Below are 17,926 nucleotides of genomic sequence, written 5' to 3' on the forward strand. Positions count from 1 at the left end.
CGATGCGCGACGCCGACGACAGGCTGGAGCGGCCGGACAGGAAGAAGCGCCTGTCCGTCTACCTCGACCCGGAACTGATGCGGCTGCTGGCCGATTTCGCCGACCGCCGGGAGCAATCCCGCTCGATCGTAGCCGAGGCCGCCATCGCCTCCTTCCTGTCGCCTGATGCCGACGAGCGGAAGGAAGCCGCCATCGTCAAGCGCCTCGACCGGATTGACCGCAACATCCAGCGCCTCGAACGCGACATCGGCATCGCCAACGAAGCCTTCGCCATCTTCATGCGATCCTGGCTGACCTCGACCATATCCCTGCCGGAGATCGTCCAGGGTGCGGCCGCCCGCGCCAAGGGTGGCGAGCGCTACGAAAAATTCCTCGAAGCGCTCGGTCGGCGTCTCGCCCGAGGTCCACGACTGCGCCAAGAGGTTTCGGAGGATATTTCATGAAGGGAACGTGTGCATAAGACATTCTCCTTAACCGTCGGTCACTCTCCTAAGCGAGTAGGGTCGGGGTCAGCGCCATGATGATTTCTGAATAGACCCGAGTTTCGTGGACGCGCTCGGGTTACATTTCATTAACCTGATCGAGCCGGACTTGAAATACGGCGGATTTACCACTCGGAGGCCTATAGCCGGGAGGGGGCTACACCAACCTCGCAGAATAGCCGGCACACGCCACCCGAGGAAGCCAAACACAGAAGCGTATTCACGACCCGGTGCAGATCCGTCTTGCGCGGGAGGCAGATGCTGTCGGTCGAGGCATCGACAGCGCAATTTGGAATGGACACTAAGGGCGAAGCGGCGCTAGCTTCCTGGAGTGCACCCCGTTTTGACCGGACAGGCGGCATAGCCGATAAGGCATAGGCGTACGCCTATGATTATGACTATGACTTCTGATCCGTTCTCTCCTTCGCCTCGTGTTGAAGTGATCACCTCGGTGCAGCGCCGGCGGCGCTGGACGACAGCCGAGAAAGTGCGCCTCGTCGAAGAGGCCATGCAGCCCGGCATGTCGGTGTCCTATGTGGCACGCCGCGCCGGTATTGCGCCCAGTCAGCTCTTTGCGTGGAAGCGCCGTATGCTCGAAGGCGGTGCGACCGCCGTTCAGGCCGACGACGATGTCGTTGGCGCAGGTCGCGTCCGCGAACTCGAGAAACGCGTGCGCGACCTGGAGCGCATGCTGGGCAAGAAGACCATGGAGGTCGAGATCCTCAAGGAGGCGCTCGATCTCGTCGCCCCCAAAAAGCCAACGTTGCGGCTCGCCTCGTTCAACCAGGACGGTTCGCTGTGAAGACGGTTGCCGACACGCTCGGCGTCTCGCGCTCCAACCTCGTCGAGCAGGCGAAGAAACGCCATCTCGAAAGCCCGGCGACGCGTAAGCCATACGCCAAGGCTGAAGATGTGGCCGTGCTGCCCGTGATCCGCAGGCTGGTTGATCAACGGCCGACCTATGGCTATCGCCGCATCACGGCTCTGCTCAACCGCGAGAGGCGTGCCCAGGACCTGCCGCCCGTCAACGCCAAGCGGGTTCTGCGCATCATGCAGGTCAACGGTTTCGTGCTGACGCGCCATACCGCCTATCGCCCGGCTCGCACCCATGACGGCGTCGTCATTGCCTTGCGTTCCAACATCCGCTGGTGCTCGGATCATCTCGAACTCAAATGCCGCAACGGCGAGATCGTGCGGGTGCTGTTCGTCATCGATGCCTGTGACCGTGAGATCATCGCCTGGTCGGCCGTTGCCCATGCCGGCGTCTCGGGCGAGATGGTGCGCGATCTGATGGTCGAGGCCGTCGAGCAGCGCTTCGGCAACGCCAGGACGCTGCATCCTGTCGAATGGCTGTCCGACAACGGTAGCGCCTACATCGCCCGGGAAACGGCGACTACCGCAGCGGCGCTGGGCTTGCGACTGGCCTTCACCCCTGTTCGCTCGCCGCAGAGCAATGGCATCTCCGAGGCGTTCGTCAAAACCCTGAAGCGTGATTACGCCGGAAACGTCATTCTGCCCGACGCCGAAACCGTCCTGGCCTTGCTGCCAAAATGGTTCGACGATTACAATGAAATCCACCCGCACTCCGGCTTGCGCTTCCTCTCGCCGCGTGAGTTCAGGGCCAAGGCCGCTGGTGCTTAATGCAACCCGCCGCCTGTCCGGTCAAACAGGGTAAGATGTCTTCTGTTAAAAATGGTCCTGTAGACAGACTCCCACGATCAGTACAATATGCCAATCACGCAGATAGACTCATCATCGACGGCCATCCGCAATCGCATCCTCGATGCAGCAGTAGCCTGCCTTTCAGATTTTGGCCACGCACGAACGACGATGCAGGAGATTGCAACACGCAGTGGTCTCTCGCGCAGGTGGGTATATAAACAATTTAACAACCGAAATGATGTCCTTGCGGCTGTGCTTCGGCGTGAACTTGCGTCGTTCTACGGCGATTTAAAAATTAAGCTTGATGTCCAATCAAAAACTGACGAATTGATTGTTGAGATAATTGTCGGTTTTGTTGATCTTTCTCGTAATAATCAACTTTTTATTCGTCTATGGACGCTTGAGAGAGATTTGGTAATTTCTTGGATGACTGTCGAATCGGAGTTTCTTCTTCGAACTTCATAAGAAATTCTGACTCCATATTTGAATATTTTAATGCAAAGAAAGGCTATTAGGCAACTAGATCTTAATACAACAGCACGGTGGATCATTCGTGTTGCTGTGATGTTCGTACTCTATAGTGATCGAGAAAGTGTGGATAGTAATGACATCCGTCGGTTCGTGCGCGACTACATCGTCAACGGTCTCTCTGGGCATTGACGCCCGGCGCCAGCTCATCCTGTTGCGTCGGAGAAGGCAAGTCATCGCAGAGAAGCCGCATCTACCGAGATGAGGGGGCTGACGGTGCGCAATCGCCGGGCACGACGGCGAGAGGTACGGTTACGAGTCCCGATCCTGGTCTAGACATGGCCGACGCGCGCTGATCACTCCACTTCATATACTACTAGGACGATTCCACATTTATAGCAGCCATTGAGCGATTGCGGCGATCTGGACGAATTCGAGGAAGTTTTCGGCGTGTCGGGCGTATCGTGTTGCCGTAGTGTTCCGGTAGGTGCTGCCAGAATGTGCCTGAACGCAGCAGCCACAACCCGCGCTGCAACGTCAAGTACGACCACGCAAGCGCAAAGCGCGCGCGACCGGTTTCATCGAGATGGACGCCTACGTCGACGTCAACCTCCACGCAGAAGGTCCTGATGCTCTCAGCTGTTGTGCGGCGTCAGTTCCGGCGGAGCCAGTTTCTTTCATTTTTCGAGCAGCAACCCAACTGTCTGATCGGCATGGAGGCCTGTTCCGGGGCACACCACTGGGGGCGCCGATTGCGGGAGATGGGTCACGAGGTCCGGCTGATGCCGCCGTCCTATGTGAAGCCCTACGTCAAGCGCGGGAAGACGGACGCGGCTGATGCCGAAGCGATCTGCGAGGCGGTGACGCGACCGTCGATGCGGTTCGTTCCCGTGAAGAGCGAAGCAGAATCCGCAGCGCTCGTGTTGCACCGCGCGCGGGACTTCCTCGTCGGACAGGTCACCCAGACTGGCAATGCGATCCGCGCCTACATGGCCGAGTTCGGGATCGTGGCTGCGAAGGGGACGAAGCGCGTCGAAGCGCTGGCGTTGGAGTTGGACGCCCTGCCGGATGCCGCATGCCTGCCGCTTCAGGCGCTCTTCGACCAGTTCGCGGAGACGCAGGCGCGGATCGATCGCCTGACCGCGGAGATCGAGGATGTTCACCGGCAGAGCGAGATGAGCCGACGGCTGGCTTCGATCCCTGGAGTGGGCGTACTGACCGCAACGGCCATTGCCGCGACGACACCGGATGTCAGCAACTTCGGCTCAGCACGGGATTATGCTGCCTGGCTTGGCCTCACGCCGAAACAGCACTCGACTGGCGGCAAGCCAAGGAGTGGCGGCATCTCGAAGATGGGCAACCGATATATCCGACGCCTGCTGTATCTCGGAGCCATGGCCCAGATCATGGTCCGCCGCAGGAGCCGACGCCCAGGAACGGATTGGCTGTCGCGAAAGCTGGCGACGAAGGAGACCAAGGTGGTCGCGATCGCATTGGCGAACCGCATGGCGCGGACAATCTTCGCGCTTTTGCGCGACGGAACCAGCTATAGACCTCGGGTCTCGGCGGCATGATCGGGCTGAGGGCGGACTGAAGGAATGGTCAGGGCAACGTGAGGTGATGGCGAACTGACGGATAGGTAGAAGAGGGACACCCCGGTGAACCCGAAGCGCTATGAAGCGCGTTCGATTGAGTGGGACCCGTACTCCAGCGGAAATTCATCATGGCGCGCAGCACACAGCTGCACACAGACGCCGAATACATGGCCGCAGCCGACCAGTTCAAAAGAATGCTCACGAAACCCTTGCCACGCAGGAGCCATCCATACACGGGTTCATGTCGGAGGAATAGTTGGGCAGGAAGAACAGCTTCGCGCCGGCCGCGCTGATGGCGGCACGTATCGCCTTGCCCTTGTGCGAGCCCAGATTGTCCATCACGACGATGTCGCCGGGCCGCAAGGTCGGCGCGAGCACCTTCTCGAAATAGAGCTGGAAGCGCTCGCCGTTGATCGGCCCGTCGATGAACCAGGGCGCGTCGACGCGGTCATGGCGTAGCGCCGCCAGGAAGGTCATGGTCTTCCAGCGCCGCTGCGGCACCTTGGCCCTGAGCCTTGTCCCGACCGGCGCCCAGCCCCGCAGCGGCGCCATGTTGGTCTTGGTCCATGTCTCATCGATGAACACGAGGCGGGAAGGATCGATGCGGTTCCGGTACTGCATCCACTGGGCCCGGCGCCGCGCCACATCCGGGCGATCCTGCTCGGCGGCGATCAGCGTCTTTTATGGGATGGCCCGCCCCTCCCGCCGGCACCGAGCTATGGTGCTGGTGTGTTTGAGAGGAAGGAGCGAACCGATGACCATCGTGACCCTTGGAATCGACTTGGGCAAGAACCTGAATAGTATTGTTGGCCTGGATGCGGAGGAACGGGTCGTCCTGCGCCGACGCGTCCGGCGAGCGACCCTTGCCGAACTTGCAGGCAAGCTTGAGCCTTGTACAGTCGCTCTGGAGGCGTGCTGCGGGGCGCATCATGTCGGTCGTCTCTTTGCCGCGAAAGGGCATGAGGTCCGACTGATGTCGCCCGAACATGTCCGTCCGTACGTCCGTGCACAAAAGAACGACGACAACGATGCGGCGGGGATCGCCGAGGCAGCCACGCGGCCGACCATGCGCTTCGTCGAGTTGAAGAGCCAGGAGCGGCTCGACCTACAGACCCTGCACCGGGCCCGCTCTCGTCTGGTGGCAGCGCGAAAGGCGCTCGTCAATCAACTTCGGGCGATCCTGCTCGAGCGTGGACATACCTTCCGCCAAGGGCGCAGGGTTCTTGAACGGGAAATCGAACCGTTCCTCGCTGAGCCGCCTTCGGACCTTTCGGTCCGCATCTTGGTGCTCATCGCAGACATGCGAGCCGAGTGGCGATCACTCGATGAGCGGATCGACGCTTTGAACGACGATCTGACCGAGCATGCACGTGCCGACGAGGCGGCAGGCCGGCTGACCTCGATACCCGGCATCGGCATCCTTGGCGCAACCGCGCTGTTTGCGGCCGTCGGGAACGGTGAGGCGTTCCGTCGGGCGCGCGACATTCCAGCCTGGCTCGGCCTCGTGCCGAAGCAGATGACGACGGGCGGCAAACCGCGGCTGCTCAGCATCACCAAGCGGGGGAACAGGCACCTGCGCATGCTGCTAATCCACGGCGCACGCGCGGCACTGCCGAGCCTCTCCAAACAGGCGACGCCTTTGGGCTCGTGGCTTCGAGGTCTTCTGTCCCGAGCACACCGCAACGTGGTCATTGTCGCGCTCGCTGCGAAACTCGCTCGTATAGCGTGGGCAACGCTGCGGCATGGTGTACGCTTCGAGCCGGAAAAGGGCACGGTGATGACCGCCTGAGCGGAGCTGTATAGTCGAAAGGATCGGCCCCGGATCGAGGGAGCCGTATGAGGTTGGCGGAAGGAGGCTGATGGCCGGAAGGGTCGAACACCCGCGTCCCTGGAAACCTGGTTCAAAAAACGGCGCTACGACGCCGAGACTTTTATGAGGACCAGGACGCGCGGATCTCCATCATGGCGAGGGCAGCAACGCCACTACGCCGGATACGTTTGTGCACGACCAAACAAAGCCTGAAGCAACCAACTTGCCAACGGGGCGGGCCATACGTTTTTGTGCGACAGCTTCTCGGCATGAACGAACGCCCATACCGAGCGGTAATCGACCTTCAGGCCGCGCTCGGCCAGTTCCGCCACCAGTCCGCGCAGGGTGAAGTCCCTTTCCCGGCAGCGTTGCACAAGCCAGTCATGATGCGCGCCGGAAATCGCCTTCGGCTTGTGGCCGCCCATCTGGCCCGGCTCGACGCTGCCCGTCTCACGGAAGCGCTTCAGCCAGGCGATCGCAGCGCTGTAGCTGACGCCAAACCGTGCCGCAGCCTGACGCCGCGACAGGCCTTCGTGCTCAACCGCGCCAACAACCCGGTCCCGCAGATCCATAGAATAAGGCTTGCCCATCCATGCCGGCCTCCTGTCCCGGTCGGCAAGATGAATCAGATTTGGACGCCATGGGGAATCCCCAATCCGACTCAGCATCAAGTCATCCCGCTCTGGCCCTTTCGGTTCTGTTATGTTCACTGTTTGCTTCCGAAATGTTCGTGCCAAAGCCGGCAGCTCTTACGGCCGTCGAGGCTAATTCGGGTGCCCAGATGAGATAGACGGCATCACCACGCGGGTCGACCGTGGCGCCGACGCCAGGATGTCACGGCGGTAACCCGCGTCCTGCAATGTCACGAGATCGGATACTCCACCTTTCGGCGATCCAAACAATCAGATTGGATCACTCAGTTTGGAGGTAGCAGCCCATTTACCGCCATTTGTGGATAGCACTTGCCGTTGGCGCGAGGGTCTCGTCCGCGGAACGTAGGGTCTACGCCTTCATCGGCGCGGCGGCTTAGCAAATCAGCCCAGAAATCGCCCCTTCCAGCGCGGGTTCAACTCCTTTAAACTTGCGATTTCGAATTGTCCACGGATCAGCAGCACACGCCCACACTCACAGCCTCTTGCATCGGACCGGGCGTTGGGTGTGGTTTGACTCTTCAAAATTTCGACTGGCAGGATATTGGCTCTTGTCGCCACAGTTGCAAATCCCCTACGGGTGAGTAGAGCGCTTTCAACGTTGACTAGTATGGCCTTATGACGAACGAAAAAAACCAGTTGAAACGGAACGAGAGCCCAGCCAGGCGGCATGCGTCCGAGGACAAGACATCCTTTCGGTGGGGAAAGAAAGTTCTTGATCGTGGCGAACAACATAAGCTGCGGCGAGAGATTTTGCTGCGCACTGCGGCACGAGCGTTCAATGACACCAGCTATCACACCACAACGCTCGATGAGCTGGCACAGCGCCTCAACGTTACAAAGCCAACACTCTACTATTACATAAAGGATAAAGACGACATACTGTTCGAATGTCAGCGTATTGCTTTGGGGCTTATTAAGGACGTATTTGAAAAGCAAAATGAAAGTGAACTTACTGGCATAGAGCAACTCTCCCAGTTTCTACGGCGTTATTCCGAGCTGATGACGGACGATTTCGGAATCTGCCTCGTGAGGACGGGACTCCGCCCTCTCAAACCGGAAAGCCGAGCGATTCTGCTAAAATTCGCTAAGCAGATCGATCGAACTCTCCGCGACATTGTCGCAAGAGGCATCGCGGATGGAACGCTGCGGGATGTCGAACCGCTTCTTGTTGCCAATGCGATATTCGGCGGATTCAACGGTATCGCAAACTGGTACAAGCCGGACGGCCAATTCGGCAAGGAAGAGATAACAGAAACATACATCGACCTCTTCATCAGAGCGGCAAGACGGTAGGTTTTTCGATTGGTCCGGATCCAGGGTTTCGCCATGGGCGCCAAGTTCGCCTAGGTGCCAAAGCCCGCGTCGCCCGAGACCTCACGCAGCTTATGCTCAATATGGATGAAGATGTCCTCAACAAGCGGGTCGAGCGCTCCGTAATCGATCGAGGTGGTTACCAGCCGATGCGCCACGATCACCGGATGGGCCGCATCGCCTGTGATCTGTTGGACGCCTCGAATTACCTCGCGTTTTCGGCCGTGATTTGATTCCATCGCCGTGCTGATTTGCATGGAGGCGATGGATGCGAGGACAGGCCGGGTTCTGGGACGTTGACGAGCGCTATGCGCGGTTGAGCGAAGCCGGCGATCCGCTGGAGAAACTGAACGCTGTCGTGCCGTGGGAGATATTCCGCAAGCCGTTGTCGAAGGCGCTGAAGCGCTCGGATGGCTCGAAGGGTGGCCGCCCGCCCTACGATCCGGTGATGATGTTCAAAATTCTGGTGTTGCAGGCGCTGTGTAGTCTGTCGGACGATCAGGCCGAATTCCAGATCATGGACCGGCGCACCTTCGGCCGGGTCCTTGGTCTTCTGGATGCCGGCGACAGGGTGCCGGACGCCAAGACGATCTGGCTGTTCAGGGAACACCTCGTGCAGGCTGGCGCGGTCGAAAACCTGTTCGCCCGTTTCGATCGCCATCTTTCGAAAGCCGGATATCTGGCCATGGGCGGACAGATCGTCGACGCCACGGTGGTGGCCGCGCCGAAGCAGAGAAACACCGACGATGAGAAGGCCGATATCAAAGCGGGCAAGATACCGGATGTCTGGAAAGGCAAGCCCGCGAAGCTGCGGCAGAAAGACCGGGACGCGCGCTGGACCGTAAAGTTCTCGAAGGCCAAGGTCGATGACGAGGGCAACGAGCACAAGCGCGACATCGCCGTTCCCATCTTCGGCTACAAGAACCATATGTGGACGACCCCCTTCTCGCAAGATTGTCAAGCAGCTTTTTGATCGGATCGCTTGCGATCATATGTCCGGCCTATGGGCGCGATCACACATGATCGCTGGCCAAGATGGTTTCCGCGACGCGAGTCCCCAACACGCCGGCGGCCTGTAGCGGCCGATGGTTCTTTCGGAGTGTCTCGCGTCTCGGATCGATCGATCACACCATCTGCCTCTTCTCTTGCAAGTTCCGGCCTCAGCTCAGCACGATAGCGGTAGAAGCGCTCCCCGTAGCTGTCTGATCTTCATGCGGCGTGCGCCAAGGCAAGCGTCGCAGCATTTTTCCTGTAGGGCTCACCCGTCACCATCATCTTCCAAGCGATGCGGGCAATCTTATTGGCCAAAGCCACGGCCGCGAGTTTCGGCGGCTTGCGCTTCAGAAGATCAACAAGCCAAGGCGAAACAGTGCCTCGACCGGATCGGGTATGCCGGATGACGGCGGTGGCTCCGACGACCAGCACGCTGCGCAGGGCTTCGTCGCCGGCACGCGTGATGACGCCGAGCCTAACCTTGCCGGCAGTGGAGTGATCCTTTGGCGTCAGGCCGAGCCAAGCGGCGAAATGCCGAGCCGATTGGAAGGCCTCAGGTGCGGGCATCTTCATCACCAGCAGCGACGCGCCGATCGGGCCGACGCCGGGGATTTGTGCCAGACGACGACTACATTCATTGGCCCGATGCCAGGCCATCAGCTTGGCATCGATTTTTTCCAGCTGCACCTGCAACTGCGCGTATTCCTTGCCATGAAGAGCGAAAAGCTCCCGCGCCAAATCCGGCAGCGTCTCGTCTGCTGCAATGCGCTCGAGCAATGGTTCGATCTTGCTCATCCCCTTCGCGGCGGTCAGACCGAACTCGGCTGCGTAGCCGCGTATCGCGTTGGCGAGTTGCGTTCGATTGCGGACCAGCCGGTCACGCACTCCGGCCAGCATCAATGCCGCCTGGCTGTCGGCTGTCTTTACCGGCACGAACCGCATCGTCGGTCGGCTCATCGCCTCACACAGCGCTTCGGCATCCGCCGCATCGTTCTTGCCTCGCTTGACATACGGTTTGACCAGTTGCGGCGGAAGCAGCTTCACGTCGTGACCGAACGACTGCAGCAGGCGCGCCCAATGATGGGATCCGCCGCACGCCTCGATCGCAATTACTGTAGGTGGCAGCTTCTCGAAGAACGCCACCATCTCCTTGCGCCGCAGCTTCTTGCGCAGGATCGGTTCCTCAGCCGCGTTCACGCCATGCAACTGGAATACGTGCTTTGACGTGTCCATACCGATTCGAATAATCTGCTCCACGGACGGTCTCCTTTGCTTGAGATCTTCAACGACCTCATTCTGGCACATCGATGCCGTGCGGGGGCCGTCCACCCCAACATGCCTCGATCGATCAGCGACACGGCTTCATTCGCGGCTGGACGGTCACGCATGCTCGCAAACCCATCGCGCCTTGATGGCGGCGGCGAGCGCCTTCAATGTCGTGTCGGCCGGCAGGTTGGACAGATAGTATTTGCGCTCGCCGGAAGAGCGCCATTCGCCGACCAGCCAAGCCTCCTCGCCGGGCATGTGCTGCTGGCCTTTGTCAAGGATACGCTGCGGGTCGCCATCGGCGATGCGGACCCGCAGGGCAGAGAAGCGTGCGGCAAGGCGTCCTTCAGTTCCGTGGCGCCAACTCACCGTCTTCCAACCTGCTTGCGCCAACATCGTCTCGGCGGCAGTTGAGAGCGTATCGGGGATCGGGTTCTTGCGCGGCCTGCCGCGTCCGGCGACGGGAAAGACCAGCGACACGCTGGCCAGATAGACCTTCTGGTGCTTCGCGATGCCGACCGCCCAGGCAAGGCCGCGTGCGCTCAGCCCTTGGCGGAACGGCGCAGACAGACCGTAGCCGGCATCGGCAAGCACCATGCCGAAGCGCAGCCCGGCGGCGATCAGACGGTCGATCTCGGCAAGGGCGATCTCCGGCTTGGTGCGGGCCACCCGACATTGCTCGGGAACGCCGGCCTTGGCGATCCGATCCGCATCGCTCGTCCAACTCTGCGGCAGGTAAAGCCGCAGACCCACGTGTCACCGGTCCTGCAATTCTCCCTGAAAGTGGGCTTTGAAAATTCCCTGATTGACATTTCTTTCGGTTCATTCCGGCGGGGCTAGCCCCGCCGGAATGAACCGAGCCGCCATTGGTGCCATGACCTCTGCGCGAGGGAGGCGGCGATGGTGCGACTTGGAGAACTGATGATGATTCTGGAAATGCATCGACAGGGACTATCAATCACCGCCATTGCGAGGCGGACGGGGCGTGATCCCAAGACCGTGCGCAAGTATATCGACCGCGGTGTCGAGGCGCCGGTCTACGGGCCACGCTCGGTGGGCCGGCCAAGCAAGTTGGCGTCCTACATGGACTTTATCCGCGAACGTGTGACCGCCTTTCCCGATCTCAGCGCCGCGCGCCTGACGCGGGAGATCCGTGAACTCGGCTATGTCGGCGCCTACACGGCAGTGAAGCGATACCTCGCTGCGATCCGGCCCGAGAACGAGCCTAAGCCGTATGAGGTCCGCTTCGAGACGCCGGCAGGCGTCCAGGCGCAGGTCGACTTCGCTCGTTTCGTCGTCGACTTCACCGACGATCCCGGCACCAGCCGGATCGTCTGGCTATTCAGCCTGGTGCTTGGCCACTCGCGATTCATCTTCGCGCGCTACGTCCTGCACCAGGATCTGCAGACGCTCCTCCGTTGTCATATGCAGGCATTCGCCGCGCTCGGCGGTGTGCCGATCGAGATCCTTTACGACCGCATGAAGACGGCGGTCATCGGCGAGGACGACCAGGGCCACATCGTCTACAACCGCTCGCTGCTGGCGCTGGCGCGGCACTATCGCTTCCAGCCGCGCGCCTGTCGTCCGTACCGGGCCAAGACCAAAGGCAAGGTCGAGCGACCGTTCAGCTATATCCGCCAGGACTTCTACCTCGGCCGCAACTTCCGCAACCTCGACGATCTGAACACCCAACTGATTGAGTGGCTCGACGCCGTCGCCAACGTCCGGGTCCACGGCACGACCCAGCGCATCGTCGCCGAAGCGTTCGATGCCGAACAGCCCGAGTTGCAGACGCTGCCGGAGCATCGCTTCGACGCCGTGCTGAAGCTCGAACGCCGCGTTAGCCACGACGGCTTCGTCGCGGTCGGCGGCAACTTCTACAGCGTGCCGGACCGCACCCGACGTGTCGTCGAGGTGCAGCAACTGCCCGATCTGATCCGCATCCTCGACCTCGGCAATGTCGTCGCCGAACATCCCGTTCTCGAAGGCCGCAAGCAATACCGCATCGATCGAAGTCACCGTACCGGCGGTGTCGCGAAGCGCAGGACTGGTGTCGCCGCTGGAATCACCATCGGCCGCATCGGCGACCATGTCCCGCTGCGGTCGCTCGCCATCTATCAGGCGATCGGGGCGCAACTGGCGATCGGAGACCGACCATGACGCTCACCACAGCATCGTCGCGGGTCGACAATATCCGCCACAGCCTGGTCGGGCTGAAGATGCCGCGCGCGCTTGAGATGCTCGACACCACCCTGCGCCGCATCGAGCAGGGACAGATTGACGGCATCGAGGCGCTCGATGAATTGCTTCTCGAGGAACTGTCGCTCCGCGAGAACCGCCGGATCAAGGCGGCGCTACGCATGGCGCGGCTGCCGACGGTGAAGACGCTCGCCGGCTTCGACTTCTCGTTCCAGCCATCGCTCGACCGCAATCGCATCATGGCATTGGCCGGCCTCGACTTTATCAATCGCGCCGAGGTCGTTCATCTGCTCGGCCCGCCAGGAACCGGCAAGAGCCATCTTGCCACCGCACTGGCCGTCGAGGCGGTGCGCGCCGGCAAGCTGGTCTACTTCATCCCGCTCGCCGATCTCGTCGCCCAGCTCGCCAAGGCCGAGCGGGAGGGAACTCTGCGCGAGCGCATCCGCTTCCTCTGCCGGGCGTCGCTGCTCGTCGTCGACGAGATCGGCTACCTGCCGGTCACACCGGGCGGCGGCAACCTTTTCTTCCAACTGGTCAACGCGCGGTACGAAAAGGGAGCGATGATACTCACCTCGAACCGGGGCTTTGCCGAATGGGGCGACGTGTTCGGAGATCCCGTAGTCGCCACCGCGCTGCTCGACCGGATCCTGCATCACGCCGTCGTCGTGCAAATCGAAGGCTCAAGCTATCGCATGCGCGAGCATGCCGCCCTGGTTCCGGAGAACCTTCGCGCCAACGCACTCGTCAATCCACCACCGGTCCCGAAACGGCGTGGCCGACCCACGAAAGGACACGAAGATCGACCGTTCGGCTGATCACCGACCTCGGACCCGCCGCCAACATAGGGAATTTTACACGCCCACAATTGCGGAAACTTCGGTGCCCGTTGACACCACGGGAACAGGAACCTCGTCACGCGCCAGCGTCAGCGAGACCAGCGTCTGGCAGTTGGCGCGCTTGCCAAGCGCGGAGGCATATTGCAGCGCGACCCCAACCGAGCGGTCGCCCTTCTTAGGTAGGGCCGTGTCGTCGACCACCAGGACGGCGTCATCGCTGCCTACCAGCCTGTCGGCTTGCACGGCCAGTTCCGTCTCCAGCGGCCCGGCATCCCAGATGCCGTCCGAGATGAAGTGATGCAGACGGTCGTAGTGCTCAGGCGCGAGGCGCTCGGCCATCGGGCCTACGCTCTTGCGCTCGCCCGGCCCGATCAGACCCGAGACATAGACCGGGCACATCTGCCGCCGCTTCTTGTGACCAAGCTTCTCCACAAACGGCTGCAGCCACGCCGTCAGGGCAACGCCCAATTCCACCATCGCGATCCCTCCAGTTCCAGCACGAAGGATCGGCAACCATCATTGATAATCCGTTAATCTGCCAAAGTAGTGCTAGGCTGCTAGCTTGGATTCAACGCCGCGTGTCTCAGGCGCCGCCCTTGACATGTATATGCGAGGTCCAATATGTTACCAAACAGTAGAAATCATTGTATCGGCGACCTAGTTGCCGGAGGATAAATCGGAGCGCGAAGCGAGCTCCAACGGGAGGGACCATGCGCTTTGAGACAATCGACTATGTCGAGGACGGACTTGTCGGCTGGCTAACTCTTTCGCGCCCGGAGGCATTGAACGCGCTGTCGTCCGAGATGCTTCTCGAGATCGAGCGGATTCTGGACGGGATGTCCGGATCGGTGCGCGTCCTTGTGATTACCGGTAAAGGCCGCGCATTCTGTGCTGGCGCGGACCTGCATAGCGTTGGGCGATCGCTCGACGGATCGCTGGATCTGCCTCGCTTTATCAAAAATTGCCAAGGGCTGTTCGCCAGGTTGAGGGCTTTGCCTTTTCCCGTGATCGCCGGGATTAACGGTGCCGCGATGGGCGGAGGACTAGAGCTGGCACTTTCGGCCGACATTATCGTGGCGAGCGATACGGCCTTGATTGGAGATGGTCACGCAAATTTCGGCGTAATCCCGGGCGCAGGGTCATGCGCCATCCTCCCCCGCATCGTGGGGCCGGTGGTTGCGAAGTATCTGCAATTTACCGGCTCCACGATGAATGCGGATGAACTTCGGCAGGCTGGCCTGGTTGCAAAGGTATGGAGCGCCGACGATTTTGAGGCTCGTCTTCGCGCACTGGCTGCATCCATTGCTGAGAAAAGCCCACTTGCGCTGGCTCACATGAAAAGGCTGAGCAACGCCTCTGCGGATCAGTCGGTCGAGTCGGTCCTGGATCTCGAAATGGAGGCGAACACCGTCCACGTGACTTCGCAGGATATGAGGGAAGGCTTGGCTGCATTCGCCGAGAAGCGACGGCCGGTTTTCAAAGGCATTTGAACCAGGAACGACATCAATGAACATTTCAGAAAGCATTGCGGTGGTCACCGGAGGCGCATCCGGTATCGGGGCGGCCTGTTGCAAGCGTCTAATTCATCTGGGCGCGAAGGGCGTCGCGATACTCGATCTCAACGAGGAGGCGGGCAATAACCTTGCGCGCGAACTCGGCGACCGCTCTTTATTTTGCAAGACTGATGTTGCCGATCTCGGGAGCGTAGAGGCGGCGGTTGACCTGGCAGAAAGCAGTCTTGGACCTGTCAACACGGTTATTGCCGCAGCCGGCGTTGCTGCGCCGGCTAGGCTCTTCGGTAAATCCGGCCCGATCCCGATGGAAAAATTCGACGCAACCATACGGGTCAATCTGTACGGAACCCTCCATGTGATCCGCACAGCCGTAGGTTCTATGCGAAAGGGACCCGAACTGGCCGACGGCGAACGCGGGGTGATCATCTGCGTATCGTCGGGAGCAGCCTATGAAGGGCAGGTTGGCCAGATTGGATATAGCGCTTCGAAAGCAGCGATTGTCGGAATGACATATCCGCTGATGCGGGAACTAGCGCCCGAAGGAATCCGGGTCGTCACCATTGCTCCCGGCGCGTTCGACACGCCCATCTACGATAGTGTGCCTCCATCGGTCAAGGCAGGACTCGAAGCGCAAATGATGTTCCCCAAACGGCTGGGCCATCCTGAAGAATTCGCGATGTTTGTAGAAGAGATAATCAGAAATCCTGTTCACAACGGCCGCACGTATAGATTCGACTCCGGTGTCATATTGAGCGCTTGAGACTTCAAAATCGCGTTCTTTAGAAACACCCAATCCAAATAGCATCTGATATTTTCCAAAGAGGAAATGCGTCCATGCGCAAAACGTCCCCGTGGGTTAACGACGAACTTGAGGCTTTCCGGCGGACGGTTCGTCATTTCTTCGAAACGGTGGTGACGCCGCACCGGGAACAGTGGGAAGCCCAGCAGCACGTGGATCGTTCGGTCTGGAAGAAGGCAGGCGAACTGGGGCTGATCTGCGCGTCGGTTCCCGAAGAGTACGGTGGAATGGGAGGCACGTTTGCTCACGAGGCGATCATTGTCGAGGAGCAGGCCAGGGCGGGTGACACCGCATTCGGCCTGATCATGGGATCGCCCATGGCGTTGCCTCCGCTCCTGAACTACGGCTCGGTAAGCCAGAAGCGAAAGTACATGCCGGAGATTGCGGCAGGCAACGCTATCGTCGCGTTTGCGCTGACCGAACCCGGCGCTGGCTCCGACGCTAAGGCGATTCAGACTACGGCGCGACGCGACGGCCACAGCTATGTCCTGAACGGCCAGAAGACGTTCATCTCCAATGGCTACAATGCTGATCTGGCGACGGTCGTCGCCCGGACGGGTCCGGCTGAGACGGGCGCTGGCGGCATTTCTGCCTTTTTCGTGGACCTCCGCGAACTTGAAGGCTACTCGGTCGGTCGGATCCTGAAGAAGATCGGACAGAAGGGCCAGGACACGGCGGAGTTATTCTTTGACGACTGCCGTATTCCTGCCGATGCGCTTCTTGGTGGTGTGGAGGGGCGAGGTTTCGGCCAGATCATCACCAGCTTGCAGGCCGAGCGCACTATCCTCGGCCTGTACGGCGTCGCCTATGCGGAGCAAGCGCTGGAGCTGACGCTGGAGTACGTAAAGTCGCGGCAGGCATTCGGAAAGTCACTCTTTGATTTTCAGAATACACGGTTCAAGCTTGCCGAATGTGCGACGAAAGTGCGGATCAGCCGACTTTTCATCGACGACTGCATCGCTCGGGTTCTCGAGGGTACGATAGATCCGGCGACAGCCTCCATGGCGAAATACTGGGGAACGGACTTGCAGGTCGAGGTGATCGACACCTGCCTCCAGTTTTTTGGGGGGTATGGCTACATGACCGACTATCCCATCGCCCGAATGTTCGCAGACGCCAGAGTTCAGAGGATCTATGGCGGAGCGAATGAGATCCAGAAGGAAGTCATCGCTCGCTCGCTCTAGGAATGAGCGGCGATTTTTGAGCGCGCACACAGCAAGGGGCAGCGGATGCCGGGACCTTTGACCGGATTGAAGGTGATCGAGTTGGGCGGCATAGGTCCTGCTCCGTTCTGCAGTATGCTGCTGGCCGATCTCGGAGCGGCGGTGACGCGCATTGAGCGGCCGCAAGGCGTGCGTCTCGTTAGTTCAGCGATACCGCCCCTTGAGCCACCCATCGATGTGCTCCATCGCGGAAAGGACGTTGAGTATCTTGACCTCAAAGTGGCGGAGGGGCGCGAAACGGCATTCGAGCTGCTCAAGACCGCGGACATCGCCATAGAAGGCTTCCGGCCCGGCACGATGGAGCGGCTCGGTCTGGGGCCTGCCGAATGCTTCGCGGAGAACAGTCGGCTGATCTACGGGCGCATGACGGGATGGGGCGGCAGCGGTCCAATGGCGCAGACAGCTGGACACGACATCAACTATCTCGCCCTGACGGGCGCACTGGATGCCATTGGAGCGCCCGGCCAGCCGCCGACCGTGCCGCTCAATCTCGTCGGCGATTTCGGCGGCGGCGGCCTCATGCTTGCCTTCGGGCTGCTGGCCGCTCTTCATGAGCGCACGCTTTCCGGCAAAGGCCAAATCGTCGATGCTGCTATCGTGGATGGCGTATCGGTTCTGATGGCTTCCCTTTACGGTCTCCGTTCGTTTGGCCTTGAGGCGGCACCACGTGGGACCAATGTGGGAGACGGAGGCTGCCCATTTTACGGCGTATATGAGTGCGCCGATGGGCGCTATGTTGCCGTTGGCGCGCTGGAAGAGCCATTCTTCAAGCGGTTGCTGGAGCTGCTGGCATTGCCGAACGAATGGAGTTCTCGTTTCGACAAGGAATGCTGGCCTGCGATACGGGAACGCTTTGCAGAACGTTTCATGTTGCGCAGTCGCGACGAATGGTGCCGGCTCGCGAACGGGAGTGACGCGTGCGTCACTCCCGTCCTCGACTCCGCCGAAGCTCCAGGTCACCCGCACGCTGTCGCCCGCGGGGCATTCTTCACTCATCAGGGTGTGACGCAGCCAGCGCCAGCACCCCGCTTCAGCCGTACGCCGGCGGTTGTCGCAGAAACTTCTGGCACCAGGACTGGAGAAGTAAATCATGGATAAGTCGCGGCCCCTAATGC

General features: G+C 60.5%; 13 protein-coding genes and 6 pseudogenes. 13 read left to right on the forward strand and 6 right to left on the reverse strand.

Going from position 1 to position 17,926, the window contains the following annotated elements:
- Positions 1-2: 2 nt before the first annotated feature.
- From ALII_RS0106570 to ALII_RS0106585, 4 genes are all read left to right on the forward strand, one after another.
- Entirely contained in the window at positions 3-443 is a 441-nt protein-coding gene (locus ALII_RS0106570) for a ribbon-helix-helix protein, CopG family (RefSeq protein ID WP_051375790.1), read from the forward strand.
- 427 nt (positions 444-870) lie between these two features.
- Positions 871-2,123 (forward strand): IS3 family transposase gene (locus ALII_RS0106580; RefSeq protein ID WP_152529556.1). Its coding sequence is split into 2 segments (ribosomal slippage): positions 871-1,225 and positions 1,225-2,123, totalling 1,254 coding nucleotides; the frame shifts between segments, so codons are not numbered across the junction.
- 87 nt (positions 2,124-2,210) lie between these two features.
- Complete coding sequence (locus tag ALII_RS21865) at positions 2,211-2,609, forward strand: TetR/AcrR family transcriptional regulator (RefSeq protein WP_081718911.1); 399 nt, start codon at positions 2,211-2,213, stop codon at positions 2,607-2,609.
- Positions 2,610-3,241: 632 nt separating this feature from the next.
- A complete protein-coding gene (locus tag ALII_RS0106585) occupies positions 3,242-4,186 on the forward strand; it encodes an IS110 family transposase (RefSeq protein ID WP_081718912.1) in 945 nt (314 codons plus the stop codon).
- 255 nt (positions 4,187-4,441) lie between these two features.
- Here ALII_RS0106585 and ALII_RS21085 read toward each other — a convergent pair.
- A pseudogene (locus ALII_RS21085) lies at positions 4,442-4,888 on the reverse strand (IS630 family transposase); the annotation flags it as partial.
- Positions 4,889-4,961: 73 nt separating this feature from the next.
- On the opposite strand from ALII_RS21085, the gene ALII_RS0106595 reads away from it, so the two are divergent.
- The gene (locus ALII_RS0106595; protein ID WP_024586532.1) at positions 4,962-5,996 is read left to right on the forward strand and encodes an IS110 family transposase; all 1,035 of its coding nucleotides are present in this window, start codon (positions 4,962-4,964) and stop codon (positions 5,994-5,996) included.
- 269 nt (positions 5,997-6,265) lie between these two features.
- Here the strand turns inward: ALII_RS0106595 and ALII_RS0106600 are convergent.
- A pseudogene (locus tag ALII_RS0106600) lies at positions 6,266-6,607 on the reverse strand (transposase); the annotation flags it as partial.
- A gap of 678 nt (positions 6,608-7,285) precedes the next feature.
- Between ALII_RS0106600 and ALII_RS0106605 the strand changes: the two are divergent.
- Entirely contained in the window at positions 7,286-7,963 is a 678-nt protein-coding gene (locus ALII_RS0106605; protein WP_024586534.1) for a TetR/AcrR family transcriptional regulator, read from the forward strand.
- Positions 7,964-8,016: 53 nt separating this feature from the next.
- Here ALII_RS0106605 and ALII_RS0106610 read toward each other — a convergent pair.
- A pseudogene (locus ALII_RS0106610) lies at positions 8,017-8,187 on the reverse strand (IS5/IS1182 family transposase); the annotation flags it as partial.
- 62 nt (positions 8,188-8,249) lie between these two features.
- Here ALII_RS0106610 and ALII_RS0106615 point away from each other — a divergent pair.
- Positions 8,250-8,912 (forward strand): annotated as a pseudogene (locus tag ALII_RS0106615) (IS5/IS1182 family transposase); the annotation flags it as partial.
- A 278-nt stretch (positions 8,913-9,190) separates the two neighbouring features.
- On the opposite strand, the gene ALII_RS0106620 reads toward ALII_RS0106615, so the two are convergent.
- Together ALII_RS0106620 and ALII_RS0106625 are read right to left on the reverse strand one after the other, a co-directional pair.
- Complete coding sequence (locus tag ALII_RS0106620) at positions 9,191-10,231, reverse strand: IS110 family transposase (RefSeq protein ID WP_024586537.1); 1,041 nt, start codon at positions 10,229-10,231, stop codon at positions 9,191-9,193.
- Positions 10,232-10,363: 132 nt separating this feature from the next.
- Positions 10,364-10,993 (reverse strand): annotated as a pseudogene (locus ALII_RS0106625) (transposase); the annotation flags it as partial.
- A 147-nt stretch (positions 10,994-11,140) separates the two neighbouring features.
- Between ALII_RS0106625 and istA the strand changes: the two are divergent.
- Together istA and istB are read left to right on the forward strand one after the other, a co-directional pair.
- Positions 11,141-12,400 (forward strand): IS21 family transposase, encoded by a 1,260-nt coding sequence (gene istA, locus ALII_RS0106630; RefSeq protein WP_024586538.1) that lies wholly within the window; start codon positions 11,141-11,143, stop codon positions 12,398-12,400.
- On the forward strand, positions 12,397-13,254 hold the full coding sequence (gene istB, locus ALII_RS0106635) for an IS21-like element helper ATPase IstB (RefSeq protein WP_024586539.1): 858 nt from the start codon (positions 12,397-12,399) through the stop codon (positions 13,252-13,254). The genes istA and istB overlap by 4 nt, the downstream gene beginning before the upstream one ends.
- An 84-nt stretch (positions 13,255-13,338) precedes the next feature.
- On the opposite strand, the pseudogene ALII_RS0106640 reads toward istB, so the two are convergent.
- Positions 13,339-13,752 (reverse strand): annotated as a pseudogene (locus ALII_RS0106640) (transposase); the annotation flags it as partial.
- Positions 13,753-13,985: 233 nt separating this feature from the next.
- On the opposite strand from ALII_RS0106640, the gene ALII_RS0106645 reads away from it, so the two are divergent.
- The 4 genes from ALII_RS0106645 to ALII_RS0106660 all read left to right on the forward strand — a co-directional run bounded on the left by ALII_RS0106645 (position 13,986) and on the right by ALII_RS0106660 (position 17,909).
- Positions 13,986-14,765, forward strand: a complete 780-nt coding sequence (locus ALII_RS0106645) for an enoyl-CoA hydratase/isomerase family protein (protein WP_024586541.1) — start codon at positions 13,986-13,988, stop codon at positions 14,763-14,765.
- Positions 14,766-14,781: 16 nt separating this feature from the next.
- Positions 14,782-15,549: an SDR family NAD(P)-dependent oxidoreductase gene (locus ALII_RS0106650; RefSeq protein ID WP_024586542.1), complete on the forward strand. Its 768-nt coding sequence runs from the start codon at positions 14,782-14,784 to the stop codon at positions 15,547-15,549.
- Between the two features lie 74 nt (positions 15,550-15,623).
- Positions 15,624-16,772 carry an acyl-CoA dehydrogenase family protein gene (locus ALII_RS0106655; protein WP_024586543.1) on the forward strand — a complete coding sequence of 383 codons (1,149 nt, stop codon included), beginning with the start codon at positions 15,624-15,626 and terminating at the stop codon, positions 16,770-16,772.
- Between the two features lie 57 nt (positions 16,773-16,829).
- Entirely contained in the window at positions 16,830-17,909 is a 1,080-nt protein-coding gene (locus ALII_RS0106660; protein WP_161632245.1) for a CaiB/BaiF CoA-transferase family protein, read from the forward strand.
- Positions 17,910-17,926 lie beyond the last annotated feature (17 nt).

Origin of the sequence: Aliihoeflea sp. 2WW (assembly GCF_000497755.1) — a bacterium.
Taxonomy (GTDB): domain Bacteria; phylum Pseudomonadota; class Alphaproteobacteria; order Rhizobiales; family Rhizobiaceae; genus Aliihoeflea.